Below are 20,434 nucleotides of genomic sequence, written 5' to 3'. Positions count from 1 at the left end.
ATATGTGCCTGGGCATTCCGGGACGGATCGTCGAGATCATCGACCCGGCAAACTATCTGGCAAAAGTCGACGTCAGCGGAGTGCAGCGGACGATCAGCGTGCGGCTACTCGACGAGGACATGCCGCAGCCGGACGACTGGGTGCTCATCCATGTCGGTTTCGCGATGGCGAAGATCGACGAGACCGAGGCGCTGCTCACCCTGGACGCGATCCAGAAGCTGGGCGACGCCTACGCCACCGAAATGCAAGCCTTCGATTCGTCGGCGATCATCTGAACAGGGGTGCCACACCATGAAATTCGTCGATGAATTCCGCGATCCGGCCGCGGCGCGCAAACTGCTGACGGTGATCGAGCATCTGGCCGGCTCCGGGCCCGAACACTTCAAGTTCATGGAGGTCTGTGGCGGGCACACCCACACCATCTATCGGCACGGGATCGAACATCTGCTCCCCGACAACGTCGAACTGGTGCACGGCCCCGGTTGCCCGGTGTGCGTGATCCCGATGGGTCGCATCGACGACGCGATGTGGCTGGCCGGCCAGCCCGACGTCGTCTTCACCTGCTTCGGCGACATGATGCGAGTGCCCGGCTCGGCCGGCAGCCTGCTGGATGCCAAGGCTCGCGGCGCCGATGTGCGCTTCGTCTATTCGCCGCTGGACGCGCTCAAGATCGCGGTCGACACCCCGGACAGACAGGTGGTGTTCTTCGCGATCGGCTTCGAGACCACCGCGCCGTCGACGGCGGTCACGCTGGTGCGCGCCCGCGACCTGGCGTTGCGAAACTTCAGTGTGTTCTGCAACCACGTCACGATCGTGCCGCCGATCAAGGCCATCTTGGAATCACCGGACCTGCGGCTGTCGGGTTTCATTGGCCCCGGCCATGTTTCGACTGTGGTGGGCAACCGGCCGTACCGGTTCGTGCCGCAGGTCTACGGTAAGCCGTTGGTGGTCTCCGGGTTTGAGCCACTGGACATCTTGGCGTCGGTGGCGATGCTGCTGCGCCAGATCCGCGAGGGCCGCTGCGAGGTGGAAAACCAGTACAAGCGGGTGGTGCCCGAGCAGGGCAACCCGGCCGCGCTGGCGCTGATGGGCAAGGTGTTCGCGTTGCGCCCGCACTTCGAATGGCGCGGCCTGGGTTTCATCTCCCAAAGCGCGCTGCGGCTGCACGACGATTTCGCCGACTTCGACGCCGAACTGCGGTTCGCGATGCCCGGCGTGCGGGTGGCCGACCCGAAAGCGTGCCAATGCGGCGAGGTGCTCAAAGGTGTGCTCAAGCCCTGGGAATGCAAGGTTTTCGGCACCGCGTGCACCCCGGAGACACCCATCGGAACCTGCATGGTGTCGCCGGAGGGCGCGTGTGCCGCCTACTACAACTTCGGTCGCATGCACCGTGACGCCGTCAAACTGGTGGGGTCTTCGGGGCGGGGGTAACAGTGGCCGGACGCGGCGTGGAGCCGGGCGCCGAGATGTTCGCCCGGTATGCCTATGCCCCCAACGCGCTGGGCTATTGCGGTCCCCCGCTGGGAGCCACCCTGCGCGACGGCTCGGCCGACGACGTGCGGGTGGCGGCGGCGAAGTTCTCCGGGGCCTGGCCGTACCTGCGGGTGCTGTCACGCCTGACCGGCATCTCCGACCCGCTGGACTACCGGCTGGTCGAATCGTATTGGCATGGCGGTGGTATCGGCGCCGACCTCGATCCCGGCCGGTTCTTCGACGAACTGCTGGCCATCATCGGGCCGCAGGCGGGACGCTACTGGTCGCACCTCACACCGCAGCTGGCCGACGAGGCCGCCGCCAACCACTGCTTTCATGTCCTCGGCGTCTATCCGTGGACCCGGTTCCTGGGCCGGGGCATGGACGAGCACCCGTTGAGTGTCTTGGACAACTGCCGGATCACCTGGGGCACAGTCCTTTCCCGCACCGGCGATGTCGTCGAAATCCGTTGCCGAAGGCTGGTTTGGGACGGCGCGACGCTGGGTTTGTCCGAGCCCGCGGCGCGGGTGCTCGACATCTGGGCCGACGGGTACAGCGCGGTGCCCGACGTTGCCGCCGGCGACGACGTCGCCGTGCACTGGAGCCGGCTGTGCGGGCGGCTGCGGCCGCACCAGGTGCGCGCGCTGGCCGACAGCACCGATCGACAACTGCGGGTGACCAGCCGGCGCCTGGCGCGTGTGTAGTGTGACGACCGGTTCGATCTGCGACGTGCTGCCCGCCGCGGCCGCCTTGCTCGGGGTCTCCGGAGCGGTCGACAAGCTGGGGTTGGTGGAACCGGTCGGCCGCGTCGGTCGCGTCCTGGTGATCCTCGTCGACGGGTTGGGCTGGCACCTGCTGCCCGAATTGGCCTGCGACGCACCGCTTCTCGCCACCATCCTGGCCGGCGCCACCGGGCGGCTCAGCCACCTCGTCTGCGCGTTCCCGTCAACCACACCCACCAACCTGGTCTCCTTGACCACCGGAGCCCAGCCCGGCGAGCATGGCATTTTAGGCTTCACGCTCAACGTTCCCGGCACCGACACGGTGCTCAACCACATCCGGTGGCGCGACGATCCGCCGCACACCCAATGGCAACCGCTGCCCACCTGGTTCGAGCGGCTCACCCGGGCCGGCGTCGAGGCGCGCGCCGTGTTGCCGGAGTGGTTTCTAGGTAGCGGTCTGACCGCCGCCGCATACCGTGGCGCGCAGCTTCGCCCGACGCGGCACGGCCAGGACTACGCCAGCCAGATAGCGGTCGAATTGGCCGCGGCCCCCGGGCTGGTCTACGGCTACACCGCCGAACTCGACACCGCGGCACACCTGTTCGGCATCGGTTCGGAGCAATGGCACGCCGCGGCGAGCAACATCGACAACCTGCTGACCCGCCTGGTCGAGGCGCTGCCCACGGATGCGGCGCTGCTGGTGACCGCCGACCACGGCGGCCTTAACGTGCCCGCGGATGCGCGGCTCGACCTCGATGCCGACCCGCGGCTGAGGGCGGGAATCCGCGTGGTAGCCGGCGAACCGCGGGTGCGCTACCTGCACACCCAACCCGGCGCTACCGGCGATGTGCTGGCCAGCTGGAGAGAAGTGCTGGCCGGCCGGGCGGATGTGCACAGCCGCCAGGAGGCGGTGGCGACGGGACTGTTCGGCCCGGTGACTCCACGGCACCTGCCGCGGATCGGCGACGTCGTCGTCATCAGCCGCGGCGAAACGGCCGTGCTGGCAACGGGCCACGAACCTCCGGAAACGGCTCGGCTCATCGGATTTCACGGTGCGGCCACAGACGCCGAGATGGCGATCCCGTTGATCGCCTTCGCGGGCTGACATCAGCTTCCGCACTTTGTTCGCAATTTTGTCCTGCGAACCGATTGCATCTGGACGGCGAGTGTAGTTATGTGAATTCTACGAACGCTTCGGAAACTTGAGGTGAAGCCATGGCCGGTGCTTCAATTCGCCGGCTCCCGCCGCGCCCGTGCCCGGCTGTGGCCGCGAGTAAGCCGCCGCGCCGCATCGCTACCTGTGGTCAGGTCGAGGAGAAATGGACGGCTGCGGCCGGATGCCGCGACTGACCGGTGTCGGACAATCGGCTTGGGTATATCTCAAGCCGCGGTCGCCACCGTGCTGCCGCCGATGTGACATTAGGTTGGCCTGGCAACCGTTGCACACCAGGATCTTTCAAGCGGGAGCCCGCTGAACGGGGCTTTGCCCTGCCGTGGGATGAATCACCGCTCACCTGCTTGCTGAACTGAAACATGGTTCAGCAAGCCATCGTTCATGCACGGCGGCGTGTCGTTGTCGTGCACTCCGGCCGTGCGCACCGACGCCGGCTCCGGAACCACATCCGAAGGAAGCAACCCATGCCATTCGTTCATATCCTACCGGAAACACCGTCCGCAGCCGCCCATAACCGGCAATCGTTTGGAGCGGTCGCAGTGGTGGCCGACGCCGTCGTCGCCTATGCATCGGCTTTAACCACAATGCAATTCGTCGTGCCGGGCCAGATGACCCGTGCGGTCTGCGCGGTGGCCAACGCAGCCGTCACTGCCTGAGGAGGTGTAGAGCAATGGATTACGCAACGCTGCCGCCGGAAGTCAACTCCGCACGCATGTACACCGGCCCGGGCTGCGGCCCGATGCTGGCCGCCGCGCTGGCCTGGGACGGCCTGGCCAGCGAATTGAGCTTGACTGCAAGGGAATATGGGACAGTGATCGCAGGCATGACGAGCGGGCCGTGGCGGGGGCCGGCATCGGCAGCCATGGCCGCAGCCGGCGGCCCCTACGTCGCGTGGCTGGCGAGCACCGCGTCGGCGGCACTACGGGCGTCGGGCCAAGCCAAAGCCGCTGCCGCGGCATACGAGGCTGCGTTCGCCATGACGGTGCCCCCGGCGGTGATCGCGGCCAACCGTGCCCTGTTGGCCTCGCTGGCCGCAACCAACCTGCTCGGCCAAAACACCCCCGCTATCGCGGCTACCGAGGCGCTCTACGGCGAGATGTGGGCTCAAGACGCCGCGGCGATGTACGGCTACGCCGGCTCCTCGGCTGCGGCATCACAATTGACCCCGTTCGCCGATGCACCCGTGACCACCAATGGCGACGGTGGCGCCCTTATCCAGGCCGCATCGGGGACCAGCGCGGCCAGTCAGGCCGCGTTGTCGCAAGTCATGCAGACCGTGCCCGGCGCACTGCAGGGCCTGGCCGCACCCGCCGGAGCGAGCACGACCGGCACCGATCTGCTCGGATTGCTCGGACTGGACGGGTCCGGCATGCAGAATTGGATCGGCCTCACGGGAGCCGACTTATCCAGCCCGGCAGGCATTCTCAATTTCCTGTCCGGAGCCGATGGATCGCCGCTTGGCGTGGCACTGAGCAGCGTCTACTTCAGCGCCCTCTCGTCCGGCTTCTACACGCCGGGTAGTTTTTTGGGCACGCTGGCCGATGCTGTCGGCCTGCAAGGCGCCAGCGCGGCCGCCGAGGCGGTCGAGGAGGCCGCCGTGTCCGCCGCAAGCGAGCTCGGCGCCGCGAGCGGACTCGGTAGCGCGGTGTCGGCGGGAGTGGGCAATGCCGCGACGATCGGACCGTTGTCGGTGCCGCCTACCTGGACGGCGACATCGTCGTTCGGTGCCGCCGCGTCGGCGTTGCCGTCACAAGTCACCGGCGCCGCGCCGGCGTTGCCGGGAGCAACGCCCAGCATGCTCGGCGGAATGCCGCTGAGCAGCCTGGGCGGTCGCGGTTTCGCCGAAGCCCCCCGCTACGGGTTCCGACCAACCGTGATGATGCATCCCCCGGCCGCGGGGTAGCAGCGCGGCCGGCAGCCGAAAACCGGTACAAACATTCGCATGTCGGACGGTGCCGCCGCTGGTAGAGTGGGTGCGCTGTGAGTTTGCGGGGCGGGGTGAACCAACGCGATGGCAGCGGGCCATCGCCGTTGTCGCCGCTCTGAGTTTGCTATCTGCCCTTGCCGGATGCTGGGCATTGCGGGTCGAGCGTGCCACGTGGTTGGCGGATCCGGTCGTGGCGTCACACGATGCTGTGGGTATCGGTCCGGCGCGCAAGCGCAACGAGATTGGCACCCGCGCCACCGGCAATTCCGACCACGGCTCCTCCTCGACGGGTCATAAGCCGTTCAAAAGCCCTGGCCTGAAACGTGATCGCCCACCGACATGGTCGCGTTCGGCGCCATCGCAGTGGTCGTTGCCGACGCCGGCCTCACTGACCGCGGCCGGGCAAGCCGCGGGCGTGCCGGGCGCCCCGGCGCCGGCGGTCGCCGTATCCAGCCAGGACATTGTGAACCTACTCTGCGTCGCACGCTGCTGACGCGCCGCCTCCCGGCGCCTCGCGACCCCTCGTCACGACCGCGTCAGCGCCGCTGAGAGTTCAACCGCGGCAGCGGTATCGCCGCAATGGGCGTACGCAATCCCATCGCGCTCATCGCGCTGCCTGAAATCGACTGACACGAGCGAATCAAGCCGGCGCCGCGGTTGGCGCGCCCCGGCGCAGCTCACCCATGCCTCAAGGAGATCCTCATGTTCTATTGCAGCACAACGCAATCCATCATCGACACAGTCGGCCGTCCGCTGGCCCGGGAGAATTAATAATGGATTTCGGTAGTTTGCCGCCGGAAATCAACTCCGGCCGCAGGTATTCCGGTCCGGGTTCGGCGTCCATCTTGACCGCCGCGGCGGCCTGGGACGCGCTGTCGGCCGAGCTGTACGCGGCGGCCAGCGGTATCGGTTCAGCGACCTGCGGTCTGGCCGCCGACTGGCTCGGTCCGGCGGCGACGGCGATGACCCAAGCCGTAACACCCTTTACCGCGTGGCTCGCCGCCACGGCGGGCCAGGCCGAACGGGCGGCGGTCCAGGCACAGGCGGCCGCCGCCGCTCACGCGGCGGCGTTCGCGGCAACCGTTCCGCCGCCGGTGATCGCCGCCAATCGGGCAGTGCTGACGGCTCTGATCGCGACCAACATCCTGGGTCAAAACAGCCCGGCGATCGCCGCCACCGAGGCCCAATACGAGTACATGTGGGCTCAAAACGCTGTCGCGATGTATGCCTATGCCGGCGCTTCCGCGAGCGCCGCCAGGCTGACCCCGTTCACCGCGCCCCCGTCCGTCGTCGACCCGGCCGGGCCGGCCAGACAACGCGCCGGCCTCGCCCGGGCAAGCGGTGCCGCAACGGCCACCCAGGTGCAGGAGACCCTTCTGGCGGGGTCTGAGCTGCTCTCGACGCTGCCGCACGCGCTTCAAGGGCTGTCCGCGTCGGCGACGGTTACCTCGTTGGATACCGCCCTTACGTCGGTGTCGACGTCGCTGTCGAAACTGAGCTCGCTCACCGTACCGTTGAATTTCGCGATGTATCCGCTGAATTTCCTCGACAAGGGCATGGGGTTCGCCAAGGCGGCCACGGCGCCGGTCACCGCGGCCGCCGCGGGTGCGATGAAGGCCGTCGATTACGGGACGCGCTTGTTGGGGTCGCTGTCGCCCGGCGCGGGCGGCGGCGCCGGGCTGGCTGCGTCCATGGGCCGCAGCATGTCGTTAGTTGCGCTGTCGGTGCCGCATGCCTGGACCGCTGTGTCGGCAAGCGCCCCCTCGGTGGGGTCGTCAGGTGCCGGCTGGAGCGCTGCGTTGTCCGGACCGGCGGAAGTCGGGCCATCGGGCGTGCCGTTCGTGCCGCTGACGAGCATGGGCGGGCGAGATAGCGGCGGCCCTTCGGCTTCGCGGTTCGAGCTGCGTTCCACCGTCGTTCCCCGGTCGCCGGCGGGTGGATGACCGCGTCCGCGCTCGTGCGGTTGGTGATCTCGGCTGCGGTGTCGGCCCCAGGGGGCAGGCATTCAGCGGTCCGCGTACCCGCGGGCCGCCTCCACCAGCCCGGCGAACAACCGCAAGTCGTCCAGGGCCTTCTCCGGATGCCATTGCACTGCAAGCACAAATCGGCTTCCGGGCAATTCCAGCGCTTCCACCACGCCGTCGGCGTCGGTCGCGCTGACCACCAGACCTGCCGCGACGTCGCCGACCGCCTGATGGTGATAGCAGGGTACGTCGGCGGCCTCCCCGATCAGCCCGGCCAACCGGGTGCCCGGCACCGTGCTGACCGGCAAGGTGGTGAACACCGCATTGCCCGCGCAATGCCCGCCGTGGCCGATGACCTCGGGGAGGTGCTGATGCAGCGTGCCGCCGAGCGCGACGTTGAGCAACTGCACGCCGCGGCAGATCCCGAGCACCGGCAATCCCCGGTCCAGCGCGCCCTTCAGCAACGCGAATTCCCAGGAGTCGCGGCCGGTTCGCGGTCGGTCGGTGGCCGGATGCGGTTGTTGACCGTACGCCGCGGGATCGAGGTCATATCCCCCGGTGATCACCAACGCATGCAAGCCGTCCAGCACCCGGTCGGCGATCTCGGGATCCACCTGCTGCGGCGGCAGCAACACCGCGATACCGCCCGCCATGATGACGGCATCGGAGTAGTCGGCGGGCAGGTAGCTCGCGGCGACGTTCCAGATGCCGGCCTGCACCTGCTCCCGATAGGTCGTCAGACCGACTACCGGCCCCCGGCCCGTAAAAGCGTTCGAAACCACGTTGGCTCCTCAATAGATCACCGCCGCATTCAACCCGGCGAGCTTCACCTGAGCATTGTGGTGCGCGACGGACCCTCGCCGCCCCGGCACCGGCCGCGACGCCCGCGCACCGCTGCCGCTAGCGAGCAACCAGCGGAAAGCATTGTGGGACATGATAAATGAGGCGAAACCGAGCCGCAGCACCGGGCACGGCGATATCGCTCGCCGAACTCGACGTCACGACATGCCGCTCGACGACCCATTACCAGCCGCTGGTACGCAGGACGATCTCGGTGGCCAACTGCGCGGTCGAGTCGTTTGCATTGCGTCTCGCCGGAAGGTCCACGACGCGGTAATCGGCGTAGGCCAGTCGCTGACTGTCCTGGGCGACTTTCCGCGCGGCCGGAGAACTCACCAGCACGGTGGTACTGATCTCCACCGGCGGGCAGTGAGCGTCGCGGACCACGCCGTTGACATCGGCCACGCGCGGATGCCCGCGATCGATGACCACCAGGCCGGCGAACCGACCCAGCCGGGTCGCCGCCAGTTCCCACGCGAGCTCGCCGCCGGCACGGTCACCGACCACCACCGCCCAACCGATCGCCAGGACGTCAAGGATGCCTATCACGGACTTGGGGGTCAGCCGCGTGTCAGCGCCGATAACGACGGTCCGAAGCGATGCCGTATGCAGGCGTTCACAAATCGCACCGTAGGCCGCGACGGCACGCTGTTCGGCGCCCAGGATGGTGACGACGACCCCCGTTGCCGGACCCGCTACCGCTACCGGAACCGGAAATCCGTCGAGCGTGGTCATCATCACGGACACTTACGCCAAAGTACAGGGAATTGGGCTGAGTGGGCACCGGTTGCAGACGCTCGTGCAGCCTGTTCACAGACTCGTCAGCGCTCCGAAAATGAGGTTGGCGACGTAGAGCGCGCGCGGCACATAACCGATGTCCTCCGTTCCGGAGGTGTAGATCCCGAGGTTCTTGACGCCGGACAACAGGGTGCCGAAGTTGAGCAGGCCGGAGTTGGTGGCACCGAAGTCCAGTAGTCCCGAAACCCCGGCGCCCAGGTTCAGCGCCCCGGAGTTCCCGAAACCGGCCAGCAGGCCACCCGAGTTTCCCGCACCCGGTGTCAGCAGGCCCGAGTTCCCCGCGCCCGGCGTCAGCAAGCCCGAATTGCCCAAGCCGAAAGCCAGATAGCCCGAGTCCCCGGCGTAGATGTTGAGCAGGCCCGAGCTGCCCGCGCCCGGGTTGAGCGTCCCGGAATTTCCCGCGCCGGGGTTGTAGCTTCCGGAACTCCCGAAGCCCAGGTTCTGGTTGCCCGAGCTGCCCGCGCCCGGGTTGTTAGTGCCCGAGCTGCCGGCGCCGATGTTGCCGGTGCCCGCATTGCCGGCGCCGGGGTTGTTGGTGCCCGAACTGCCGGCCCCGATGTTGGTCGTGCCGGAGCTGCCGAAGCCGATGTTGCCGGTACCGGCATTGCCGCCGCCGATGTTGCTGCGGCCGGAGCTGCCGGCCGACCCGTTGTTGTTGAAGCCCGAACTTCCCGCGCTTCCGGCGTTGTCTTTACCCGAGTCTCCCCCGGTGCCCGAGTTGCCCGAACCCGAGCTGCCCTGCGCCGCGATGTTGCCGGTCCCCGAGCTGCCAAACGTCACCGCGTTGTTGTCGCTGCCCGAGTTGCCCGCGCTGCCGTTGTTGCCGGTGCCCGAGTTGCCGCCGCTGCCGTTGTTGTCCCGGCCCGAATTGCCGGCGGTTCCGTTGTTGCCCGAGCCGGAGCTGCCTCCCGAGGCGTTGTTATTGGAGCCCGAAGTCCCTGCGCCACCGTTGTTTCCGGTGCCGGACTGCCCGCCGCTGCCGTTGTTGTTGAAGCCCGAGTTGCCGCCGCTGGCGTTATTACCGGTGCCGGAACTTCCCCCGGCCGCGGCGTTACTGCTGCCCGAGCTTCCGAAGGTGGCCCCGGTGTTGTTGGCACCCGAGTTGCCGCCGCTGCCGCTGTTGCTCTGGCCGGAGTTGCCCGCGCTGCCGGCGTTGCCGCTGCCTGAGTTGCCCCCGCTGCCCGAATTGCCGGTGCCCGAATTGCCGCCGGCCGCGAAATTGCCGGAGCCGGAGCTTCCGAAGGTGACTCCGGTGTTGTTGCTGCCCGAGTTGCCCGCGCTGCCGCTGTTGTTCTGGCCGGAGTTGCCGGCACTTCCGGAGTTGCCGCTGCCCGAGTTCCCCGCGCTGCCGGAGTTGCCGTTACCGGAGTTACCTCCGGCCCCACCGTTGTTGTACCCCGAACTTCCGGAGGACCCGTTGTTGCTGGTGCCCGAGTTTCCGGCGCCGCCGCTGTTGCCGGTGCCGGATTGACCGGCGCTGCCGCTGTTGCCGAAGCCGGAGTTCCCGCCGGCCGCCGAGTTCCCTACGCCGGAGCTTCCATTGCTGCCGGAGTTGTTACTACCGGCGTTGCCGCCGCCGACACCGCTGTTGTTGGAACCCGAGTTGCCTCCGCCCGCGCCGCTGTTGTTGGAGCCCGAATTCCCACCGCCGGCAACGTTATTGCCGGAACCGGAGTTTCCGCCGCCGGGGCTGTTGTTGTGGTCGCCAGAGTTTCCGCCGTTGGCGAAGCCGCCGTTGTTATTGCCGGAATTGCCCGAACTGCCGGCACCACCGTTGTCGGACCCCGAGTTTCCGCCGCCCACACCACCGTTGTCGGACCCCGAGTTCCCGCCGCCCGCGCCACCGTTGTTCGAGCCGGACCACCCCCCGCCCAGGCCATTGTTGTCCTGACCCGATGAACCGAACGATAGGTTGTTCAAGCCGGACGAACCCGCGAGGTTGCCCGTACCCGAAGCCAGCACCAGGGGGCCGTCGCCGCTGTTGCCGTCGCCGATGTTGTAGTTGCCCGAATTGTTGTTACCGGTGTTGAGATTCCCGGAATTATTGTTGCCGGTGTTGGTGTCGCCGGTGTTTCCGTCGCCCGTGTTGGTGCTGCCCGAGTTGTTGTTTCCGGTGTTGGTGCTACCGCTGTTTCCGTCGCCGGTGTTGGTGAACCCGGAATTGTAGCTGCCGGTATTGGTGTTGCCCCGGTTTCCGTTGCCGGTATTGGTGGCCCCCGAGTTGTTGCTGCCGCTGTTGGTGTTCCCACTGTTGCCGTTGCCGGTGTTGGTGTTGCCGGCGTTGGTGTTGCCGGTGTTGGTGCGGCCCGAGTTCCCGTCGCCGGTGTTGGTGAATCCGGAGTTGTTGTTGCCGGTGTTGGTGTTACCGGAGTTGAAGTCGAATCGGTTGGTGTTGCCGGAGTTCGCATTACCGGTGTTGGTGAAGCCCGAATTCCTGTCGCCGGTGTTGGTGTTGCCGGAATTGCGGTTGCCGGTGTTGGTGTTGCCCGAGTTGCGGTCGCCGGTGTCGGTGAAGCCCGAGTTGTAGTTGCCGGTGTTGGTGTTGCCCGAGTTGTAACTGCCGGTATTGGTGTTGCCCGAGTTGTACCCGTCCGGCCTGCTGAGATCACCATAGGTGTTGGTGTTGCCTGAATTGAAGTTGCCCGTGTTGGTCCTACCCGAGTTGTGGTTGCCGGTGTTGGTGTTGCCCGAGTTGTAGCTGCCGGTGTTGGTGTTGCCCGAGTTGTAGTTGCCGGTGTTGGTGTTGCCCGAGTTGTACCCGTCCGGCCTGCTGGCATCGCCGTAGGTGTTGGTATTCCCGGAGTTCAGGTTGCCGGTGTTGGTGTTACCCGAGTTCAGGTTGCCGGTGTTGGTGTTACCCGAGTTCAGGTTGCCAGTGTTGGTATTGCCGGAGTTGTAGCTGCCGGTGTTGGTGTTGCCCGAGTTGTATCCGTCGGGGCGACTTGCGTCCCCGTAGGTATTGGTATTCCCGGAGTTCAGGTTGCCGGTGTTGGTATTGCCGGAGTTGAGGTTACCGGTATTGGTATTGCCGGAGTTGAGGTTACCGGTATTGGTGTTGCCGGAGTTTTGATTGCCGGTGTTGGTATTGCCGGAGTTCTGGTTGCCGGTGTTGGTATTGCCCGAGTTGAGGTCGCCGGTGTTGGTATTGCCCGAGTTGTAGTTCCCAGTGTTGGTGCCACCCGAGTTGTAGTTGCCGGTGTTGGTGCCACCCGAGTTGTAGTTGCCGGTATTGGTACCACCGGAGTTATACAGACCCGTGTTGGTGCCACCGGAGTTGTAGCTGCCGGTGTTGGTGCCACCCGAGTTGTAGTCACCGTAGTTGGTGCCACCCGAGTTGTAATTGCCGCTATTGGTGCTACCGGCGTTGTAATTGCCCGTGTTCGTCCCACCGGCGTTGTAATTGCCGTAGTTGGTGCCCCCGGCGTTGTGGTGGCCGGTGTTGGTGCCACCGGCGTTGTAGTCACCGGTGTTTGTCCCGCCGGCGTTGTAGTCACCGGTGTTGGTGCCGCCGGCGTTGTAGCTGCCGGTGTTGGTGCCACCCGAGTTGTAGCTGCCGGTGTTCGTGCCACCCGAGTTGAAGTTGCCGGTGTTCGTGCTGCCGGAGTTGTACAGGCCGGTGTTGGTGCTACCCGAGTTGAACAGCCCGGTGTTGGTGCTGCCCGAGTTGAACAGCCCGGTGTTCGTGTGGCCCGAGTTGTACAGACCGGTGTTGCTGTTACCCGAATTCCATAATCCGGTGTTGAAGTTGCCGGAGTTCCAGAAACCGGTGCTGTAGTTGCCGGAGTTCGACGCCAGCGTGTTCCCGGTGCCGGAGTTCCACCAGCCGGTGTTACCGTCGCCCGCGTTGCCGAAACCGATGTTGTAGTTGCCCGAATTCCCGAAGCCGATGTTTCCGCTGCCCGAGTTGCCGAACCCGATGTTGAAGTTTCCGGAGTTGCCGAGACCGAGGTTGAACCAGCCCGAGTTCAGACCGCCGATACCCACCTGGTTGTCGCCGGTGAGCCCCAGCCCGAAGTTGTTGTTACCGCTGTTGCCGAACCCGACGTTGTTGTTTCCGGTGTTGCCCCAGCCGATGTTGTTGACGCCATTGTTTCCGCCGCCCTGATTGGCGTTTCCGATGTTACCCATGCCGGGATTGTTGTTGCCGAGGTTGCCGCTGCCGCTATTTCCGTCACCCCGGTTTCCCTGCCCGGAATTTCCGGTGCCGTAGTTACCGGCGCCCTGGTTGGTGCTGCCGAAGTTACCGCTGCCGGAGTTGCCGGTCCCGGTGTTGCCGCTGCCCGAATTGTTGTTGCCGATATTGCCGTGGCCGACGTTGCCGCTGCCCTGGTTACCGCTGCCCTGGTTGTTGTCGCCGGTTCCCAAGAGTCCGCTACCGCGGTTGCCGCTGCCAGAATTGTTGTTGCCGATATTGCCGTTGCCCGTGTTGCCGCTGCCCTGGTTCCCGCTGCCCTGATTGTTGTCGCCGGTCCCTAATCCGATACCGCGGTTGCCGCTACCCGAGTTGCCGCTGCCGATGTTGCCGTTACCGGTGTTCGTGTTACCGATATTGCCGCTGCCGATGTTGCCGTTGCCCAGATTTCCCGAACCCTGGTTGCTGTCGCCCTTGTTGCCGTAGCCCGAATTGCCGCTGCCGAAGTTGCCGTCGCCGGTGTTGTTGTTGCCGCGGTTGCCCAGGCCGGAATTGGTGTCGCCGAAGTTTCCGTTGCCGGTGTTGTTGTTGCCGGTATTTCCGTTGCCTTGGTTGTTATCGCCCTTGTTGCCGAAGCCGGAGTTGCCGCTGCCGAGGTTGCCGTCGCCGGTGTTGTTGTTGCCTGCATTGCCGAAGCCGGAGTTGGTGTCACCTTTGTTGCCGTCACCGGTATTTCCGCTGCCTACGTTGCCGGTGCCGCGGTTGTTGTTGCCCTTGTTGCCGTCGCCGACGTTGGTGTTGCCCAGGTTGCCGTCGCCGGTGTTCGTGTCGCCCTTGTTGCCGTCACCGACGTTGGTGCTGCCCAGGTTGCCATTGCCGGAATTGGTGTCGCCGTTGTTGGCGTTGCCGGTGTTGCCGGTGCCGAGATTGCCGTCACCGGAGTTGCTGTTGCCCTTGTTGCCGTCTCCGCTGTTGCCCAGCCCCAGGTTTCCGTCGCCGGAGTTGCTGTTGCCCTTGTTGCCGTGGCCGATATTTGCGTTGCCCAGGTTTCCGTTGCCGGAGTTGTTGTCGCCCTTGTTCCCGTCGCCGGAGTTGCCACTGCCGATGTTGCCGTCGCCCGGGTTGCCGACGGCCGGGTTGGCGCTGTTGTTGTTGCCGTCGCCGGTGTTGTTGCTGCCGACGTTGCCGTCACCGTCGTTGTTGTTGCCCGTATTGCCACTGCCCACGTTGTTGTCGCCGCGGTTGCCGTCGCCGGCGTTACCGGTGCCCTGATTACCGTTGCCGCCGTTACCGTCACCGGTGTTGCCGCTACCGACGTTGTTGGCGCCGACGTTGCCGTCGCCCTGGTTCCCGTTGCCGCGGTTGCCGTCACCGGAGTTGAAGTTGCCGGTGTTGCCGCTGCCCGGATTGTTGCTGCCGCGGTTGCCGTCGCCGGTGTTGCCGCTGCCCTGGTTACCGCTGCCCTGGTTGCCGCTGCCGGTGTTACCGCTACCGACGTTGTTGGCGCCGATGTTGCCGTCGCCCCGGTTGCCGTTGCCCTGGTTGCCGCTTCCCGGGTTGTTGTCGCCGATATTTCCGCTGCCCTCGTTACCGCTGCCCTGGTTGCCGCTGCCGATGTTGCCGCTGCCCTGGTTACCGCTGCCCTGGTTACCGCTGCCCTGGTTGCCGCTGCCAGAGTTGTTGTTGCCGATGTTGCCGTTGCCGGTGTTTCCGCTGCCCTGGTTGCCGATTCCTGAAAGTGCCAGCGGCGCAGCAGCATTCACGCCGACCGCGCGTGCTGAGGCCGCATCGCCGGCCGGGCTGACGGCCTGGGCGGAATTGCCGGTCATCACGGTAGCGCCGGAAGAGGCGGCCTTCGTGGTGACGGCGGCAGCGTCAGCACTGGTCGCCGGGGCGCGTCCGGGGCCGCCGAGAAGGCCGCGTAGCGGGCCGGCCAGGTTGTGCAGCGAACGTTGCCACGGCGTCAGTCGGCCGACGGCGGCCGAGACCCCGGAATAGTAGTCCGACATGGCCGCCGCATCCTGGGCCCACATCCGCTCGTAGTCGGCCTCGGCGGCCGCGATCGCCGGGGCGTTCTGCCCGAACAGATTTGAGAACACCAGCGACAGCAGTCGACCCCGGTTGGCCACCAACGCAGCCGGATGTACCGTCGCGGCCTTGGCCGCCTCGAACGCACCGGCTGCGACGCGGGCCTGGCCCGCGGCCTCCTCGGCCTGCGACGCCGCCGCATTGAGCCAACCCAGATAGGGGGCGGCCGCGCCGGCCATCGCCGCCGCCGCGGCGCCCTGCCACGATTTGTTCGCCAGTCCCGACGTCACCGAACCGAAAGCCGCTGCCGCCGCGGCCAATTCGAACGCCAACCCGTCCCAGGCCACCGCTGCAGCCAGCATCGGACCGGCTCCGGCACCAGAAAACATTCGTGCCGAGTTGACTTCCGGCGGTAACACCGAGAAATTCATCAGGGGCCTTCTTTCAGCCGGGCCGCCTCACCCGCGCGGCCACACGTGGCAAACCCCCAACACGGTGCTGGCAATCAAGACTCGCACCGCCACGAACATGCGCGCCTCCAAGCACCAAGCACCGGCAATCGCCGTGATCACCGAAAGCTACAGCAAACGGGAGAACGATATCTGCGTTTCGGGAAATGGCGCACCAAGCGTGCCGACCGACCCGGCTTGCTGACCACTTCGCCTGCCTAACCGCGCAGCTCGCTGACCAGATACGGCCGCTGCGGCGGCGGCCCAGCAAGCAGGCCGAGCACCGACTCGACGTCCATATGCGACGCCAACAGATCGGCCATCAGATCCAGCTGAGCGTCGCGTTGCGCCGCCACGTTGACGCCGTCGGCGATGACGAACCCGCTCCGGCCGGCGGCCGCGGCCACCTGGGTGAGCCAGGCGCGACGGAAGTCGTCGTTGTCGAGCAGGCCGTGCCAGTGGGTGCCGAAAACCGCGCCGCATCGCACGCCCTGTGCCTCGGAGTCGATTTCGAACCAACCCGTCTCGGCGCAGCGGGCCAGCCGCCCGTGATGGATCTCATAACCGGTCAACGGCGACTGCCAGCGCCGCAGCCTCTTGTCCGCGGCGAACACGATGTCGGCGTCCAACAAGCCCAGCCCGGCCACCTCCCCGGCCCCGGACTCAACGGTGTCTTCGATTCTGCGGCACAGCATTTGGAAGCCACCGCAGATCCCCAGCACCGGCCTGCCCGCCCGCGCGTGATCGACGATGACGCCGGCCAGGCCACGGTCGCGCAGCCACGACAGGTCGGCGATGGTGGCCTTGCTGCCGGGCAGCACGATCAGGTCGGCGTCGGCCAGGTCCGCGGGGTCGGTGATCCAACGCACCAGCACGCCGGGCTCACACGCCAGCGCCTCGACATCGGTGGAGTTGGAGATCCGCGGCACTCGCACCGCCGCCACCCGCAGCCACTGGTCGCCGCGGGGCGGCCCGGGCGTGCCGACGACGCGGTGCGCCACCACCGACAGCGAGTCCTCGGCGTCGAGCCACAGCTCGTCGGTGTAGGGCAACACCCCATAGGTGGGGCGGCCCGTCGACTCCAGCAGCTGCCGCAACCCCGGCTCCAGCAGCGCAGGATCACCGCGAAACTTGTTGACAATGAAGCCCGCAATGTGTGCCTGGTCGTCGGGGTCGAGCACCGCGACCGTCCCGAACAGATGGGCCAGCAAGCCTCCACGGTCGATGTCGCCGACTACGACCACTGGCAGGTTGGCCGCGCGCGCCAGCCCCAAATTTGCCAAATCCGTTGCCCGCAAGTTCGTTTCGGCTGCAGATCCGGCTCCCTCGCAGATCACTGCATCGAACTCGGCCCGCAGACTTGCTAATTCGTCGAGCACGACACCAGCTAGCCGATCGCGATGCTGCAGATAGCCGGCCGCCGTGACGCTATCGGCGACTCTGCCCCGGATGACGAGTTGCGATGTCCGGTCACTGCCCGGCTTGAGCAGGATGGGGTTGAACCGCACGCTGGGCTCCAAACCCGCGGCGCGAGCCTGGATGGCCTGGGCGCGGCCGATCTCGCCGCCTTCGACGGCGACGGCGGAATTGTTGGACATGTTCTGCGCCTTGAATGGCGCCACCCGCACGCCGCCGCGGGCCAGCAACCGGCACAGGCCCGCCACCACCACCGACTTGCCGGCATCGGAACTGGTTCCGGCAACCAGCAGTGCCCCGCTCACGTAGTTGTAGCGAGCAGTCGCAAAAGCCCCCATTTTCGCGCTGAAAAGGGGGCTTTTGCGACTGCTCGCGGTGAGACAGTCACGACAACGTGAGGATTTCGACGCCGGTGTCGGTGACCAGCAGCGTGTGCTCGAACTGCGCGGTCCACTTGCGGTCCTTGGTGACCACCGTCCAGCCGTCGTCCCAAATCTCGTATTCCAAAGTGCCCAGGTTGATCATCGGCTCGATGGTGAAGGTCATGCCCGGCTGCATGATCGTTTCCACCGCGGGCTGGTCGTAATGCAGCACGACCAACCCGTTGTGGAACGTGGTCCCGATGCCGTGACCGGTGAAGTCACGAACCACGTTGTAGCCGAACCGATTTGCGTAGGATTCGATGACCCGTCCGATGACCGACAGCGCGCGCCCGGGTTTGACGGCGTTGATCGCACGCATCGTCGCCTCGCGAGTCCGCTCCACCAGCAGGCGGTGTTCTTCGGCAACGTCGCCGGCCAGGAAGGTCGCATTCGTGTCGCCGTGCACACCATCGAAGTAAGCGGTGACATCGATGTTGACGATGTCACCGTCGGCGATCACCGTCGAGTCGGGGATTCCGTGACAAATGACCTCGTTGAGCGACGTGCAGCACGACTTCGGGAATCCCTTGTAGCCCAGCGTCGAGGGATATGCGCCATTGTCGAGCATGTACTCGTGGGCGATCCGGTCCAGTTCGTCGGTGGATACCTCCGGGGCAACGGCCTTACCGGCCTCGGCGAGGGCGCCGGCCGCGATCCGGCCGGCGACGCGCATCTTCTCGATTACCTCAGGTGTTTGCACCCACGGTTCGGTCCCCTCCTTGGCGGTCGGCTTGCCGACGTATTCGGGGCGCGCGATCCACTTGGGCACCGGCCGCATCGGGGACAAGACGCCGGGAGAAAGCGCGGTGCGAGCAGGCATCCCGCTAGCTTAGTGGTCTGGCGCGAAATTTCGGTGACGTATTCGTTGGGTCCGTTATGCGGCGGGTGTGAGGGCGGCGCCTTTGTGGGCGGCGATGCGCTCGGCTAGGGCGTTCAGATCGTCTTTGGTGAACTTCCATTCGAACGGTGTGGCGATCTGTTCGTAGTACTGCTGGAAGTCGAGCAGTCGGGCCTGGACCTCATCGAGTGTGTGGAAGTCGTTGGGTGAGAGGACTTTACGTTGTACGACGGAGAAGTAGATCTCCACTTGATTGAGCCAGGACGCGTGCACGGGCAGGTGGATCAGGTGCAGTTTCGGCCAGCGATGCTGGAGCCGCTCGATGCTGGCCTGTCCGCGGTGAGAGGAGCCGTTGTCGACGACCCAGAACACTCGACGCGCGGTGGCATAGGGCTCAGTGGTCATGACCTGGTCGACCAGCCGGTCGAAGGGGTCGATGCCGGTGGTGGCTTCGCAGCGGCCGAATACTCTGGCGCGGTGCACGTCCCAGGCTGCCAGGTAGGCCAGGGAGCCGCCGCGGAAGTACTCCGCCTCGACACGCGCCGGCTGGCTGGGTGCCGGGGGTGTGGTGGGGTGCTTGCGAATGCGGGCCTGGATGGAGGTCTTCTCGTCGGCGGAGATGACGTACTCATCGGGGCGCAGCGGCGTGTCATCGAAGCGGTGGGCGTAGAGGTCGAGCACCCGGCCCGCCTTGGGTCCGAAGTCGGGGTCGCGGGGAAAGATCCAGGAGCGGTGCTGCCAGGGTTTGATCGCATCGGCGCTGAGCCAGCGCCAGATCGTGGTGCCCGAGATCGAGGCGGCGATACCTTGCTCGACGGCCGCGCGGGCCAGGTCGGGGCAATGCCAGCGGGCCAGTGGCGTGCCGGTGTTGGCCGGCAGTTCGCAGGCCAGCGCCTTGATCGCGACCACCACGTCAGGGGGAAAAATTCGGGGGTCGTCCTCCCCGGGGCAAATCGGTCAGCCCGGCGAGGCGTTCGTCAAAGAATCGTTTACGCCACTTCGACACCACCTGCCGGGGCGTGTCCAGGCGTGCGGCGATCTCGTCGTTGCCCATCCCCTGGGCGGCGTAGAGCACGATCCTGGCCCGCACGACATCCGAATACGGTGACGTATATCTTCGTGCCCGCGCCTTCAGCTCGGTGCGCTCGGCATCGGTGAGAGTCAGGCGATACGGACTGGTTCGTGGCATGTTGGTCCCTTCGTCGAGAGAACCATGCCACGTAACCGTACGGAAGTGTGGGACCTGAATTACGTCACTGTAATTATGTCAGCGACCACTTAGTCGTGCCGGCGCGACGAGCCATCAAATGCCGTCCACCGCTGCGATGTCCAGTTGCGCCGTATTGGCCGCCGCCCAGGCAGACACCTCGATGTGCCGGCACCGGCTCGGGGACCCCGGTGGGCCGCACCGAACAGGACGGCTGCTGTGACGCGGCCCCGGCGCGGCGCGAGTCAAGCCCGATGTCGGCGCAACAACGCCCGGCGTGGGCCCCGAATCACCACCGAACCGCAGACCATCCGGCCGGTCAGCACCACATGCGGCGTTCCCTCCGCCGACGCGTCTTTGCGGCGGTCGCTGGCGCTGCCCACATAAACCTCGACGTCGTCGATCGAAGCGCTGGCGCTGTCGGGCAGCCGCAGGTCCAGTGAACCGAACTTCATGTCGAGCTCGATGACCACCACCGGCCCGGCGAAACGGGCCTTGGTGAGATCGAGATCGATCGAACCCAGGCGGCGCACCAGCGCCAGCCGGGTGGGCACCATCCATTCGCCATGGCGCTTCAACGACCCGGCCCAGCCACGCAGTTCCACCCGGTCGGCTGCGGACGTGACGATCGCGCCGGGCCCGGGCAGGTCGCAGACCAGCCCCTCCAGTTCGCTGTGGGTGCGCGCGAAGGACACGCGAGACGAGCGTTGCTCGAATTCGTCGATATCGATCAGCCCGAGCGCGACGGCGTTGTGCAACCGCCGCATGGTGCCGTTCCGGTCGGCGTCCGACACCCGCAGCGTCACCATGTCCCCACCGCTGTCCGTCATGACCTTTCCTGATCGTCCTGTTCGTCCTGATCGTTGCTCACCCTCGCAACTTACCTCCGTTACCGGGCCGGTGCGGCCCGGCGAACCGGCTGCATCGTCGGCAAACACCCGGTCCCGCCAACGCGATCGCGATACGATCCACCGGTCGCGGCTTCGGCTTACCGGTGAGGGCCAGGAGAAGCTTGGGTGCGGCGAATCTGTGGATCGCCACGAA

The 20,434-nt window shown here is 66.3% G+C and carries 15 protein-coding genes; 7 read left to right on the top strand and 8 right to left on the bottom strand.

The genetic code is table 11. The features are described from left to right. Positions 1-2 precede the first annotated feature (2 nt). The 7 genes from EET10_RS09640 to EET10_RS09610 all read left to right on the top strand — a co-directional run bounded on the left by EET10_RS09640 (position 3) and on the right by EET10_RS09610 (position 7,239). Positions 3-275 (top strand): HypC/HybG/HupF family hydrogenase formation chaperone, encoded by a 273-nt coding sequence (locus tag EET10_RS09640; RefSeq protein WP_036403885.1) that lies wholly within the window; start codon positions 3-5, stop codon positions 273-275. Positions 276-291: 16 nt separating this feature from the next. Beyond that, positions 292-1,431, top strand: coding sequence for a hydrogenase formation protein HypD (gene hypD / locus EET10_RS09635; protein WP_036403887.1), 1,140 nt, complete (start codon positions 292-294; stop codon positions 1,429-1,431). A gap of 2 nt (positions 1,432-1,433) precedes the next feature. After that, positions 1,434-2,177 (top strand): DUF6390 family protein, encoded by a 744-nt coding sequence (locus EET10_RS09630; protein ID WP_276862912.1) that lies wholly within the window; start codon positions 1,434-1,436, stop codon positions 2,175-2,177. 1 nt (position 2,178) lies between these two features. Further along, entirely contained in the window at positions 2,179-3,300 is a 1,122-nt protein-coding gene (locus tag EET10_RS09625) for an alkaline phosphatase family protein (protein ID WP_122502105.1), read from the top strand. A 533-nt stretch (positions 3,301-3,833) separates the two neighbouring features. After that, the gene (locus EET10_RS29150) at positions 3,834-4,025 is read left to right on the top strand and encodes a hypothetical protein (protein WP_063468512.1); all 192 of its coding nucleotides are present in this window, start codon (positions 3,834-3,836) and stop codon (positions 4,023-4,025) included. Between the two features lie 14 nt (positions 4,026-4,039). After that, on the top strand, positions 4,040-5,272 hold the full coding sequence (locus EET10_RS09620; RefSeq protein ID WP_122502104.1) for a PPE family protein: 1,233 nt from the start codon (positions 4,040-4,042) through the stop codon (positions 5,270-5,272). A 797-nt stretch (positions 5,273-6,069) separates the two neighbouring features. Then, positions 6,070-7,239 (top strand): PPE family protein, encoded by a 1,170-nt coding sequence (locus EET10_RS09610; protein WP_122502102.1) that lies wholly within the window; start codon positions 6,070-6,072, stop codon positions 7,237-7,239. Positions 7,240-7,301: 62 nt separating this feature from the next. Here EET10_RS09610 and EET10_RS09605 read toward each other — a convergent pair whose 3' ends face one another. From EET10_RS09605 to EET10_RS09575, 8 genes are all read right to left on the bottom strand, one after another. Then, complete coding sequence (locus EET10_RS09605) at positions 7,302-8,042, bottom strand: gamma-glutamyl-gamma-aminobutyrate hydrolase family protein (protein ID WP_036403895.1); 741 nt, start codon at positions 8,040-8,042, stop codon at positions 7,302-7,304. 241 nt (positions 8,043-8,283) lie between these two features. Next, entirely contained in the window at positions 8,284-8,838 is a 555-nt protein-coding gene (locus EET10_RS09600; RefSeq protein WP_036403998.1) for an alpha/beta hydrolase, read from the bottom strand. 72 nt (positions 8,839-8,910) lie between these two features. Beyond that, positions 8,911-15,489 carry a PPE family protein gene (locus EET10_RS09595; RefSeq protein WP_122502101.1) on the bottom strand — a complete coding sequence of 2,193 codons (6,579 nt, stop codon included), beginning with the start codon at positions 15,487-15,489 and terminating at the stop codon, positions 8,911-8,913. 236 nt (positions 15,490-15,725) lie between these two features. Then, positions 15,726-17,228 carry a cobyric acid synthase gene (locus EET10_RS09590; protein ID WP_036407183.1) on the bottom strand — a complete coding sequence of 501 codons (1,503 nt, stop codon included), beginning with the start codon at positions 17,226-17,228 and terminating at the stop codon, positions 15,726-15,728. Positions 17,229-17,307: 79 nt separating this feature from the next. Next, entirely contained in the window at positions 17,308-18,165 is an 858-nt protein-coding gene (map, locus tag EET10_RS09585) for a type I methionyl aminopeptidase (RefSeq protein ID WP_122502100.1), read from the bottom strand. 54 nt (positions 18,166-18,219) lie between these two features. Next, complete coding sequence (locus EET10_RS09580) at positions 18,220-19,092, bottom strand: IS630 family transposase (protein WP_246013626.1); 873 nt, start codon at positions 19,090-19,092, stop codon at positions 18,220-18,222. A gap of 4 nt (positions 19,093-19,096) precedes the next feature. Continuing rightward, positions 19,097-19,372: a helix-turn-helix domain-containing protein gene (locus EET10_RS30740; RefSeq protein ID WP_244602008.1), complete on the bottom strand. Its 276-nt coding sequence runs from the start codon at positions 19,370-19,372 to the stop codon at positions 19,097-19,099. Positions 19,373-19,635: 263 nt separating this feature from the next. After that, positions 19,636-20,220: a DUF1707 SHOCT-like domain-containing protein gene (locus tag EET10_RS09575; protein ID WP_122502099.1), complete on the bottom strand. Its 585-nt coding sequence runs from the start codon at positions 20,218-20,220 to the stop codon at positions 19,636-19,638. Between the last annotated feature and the right edge of the window lie 214 nt (positions 20,221-20,434).

The organism is Mycobacterium pseudokansasii (assembly GCF_900566075.1).
Lineage (GTDB): Bacteria > Actinomycetota > Actinomycetes > Mycobacteriales > Mycobacteriaceae > Mycobacterium > Mycobacterium pseudokansasii.
This window is presented reverse-complemented; position numbering and strand designations above follow the sequence as displayed.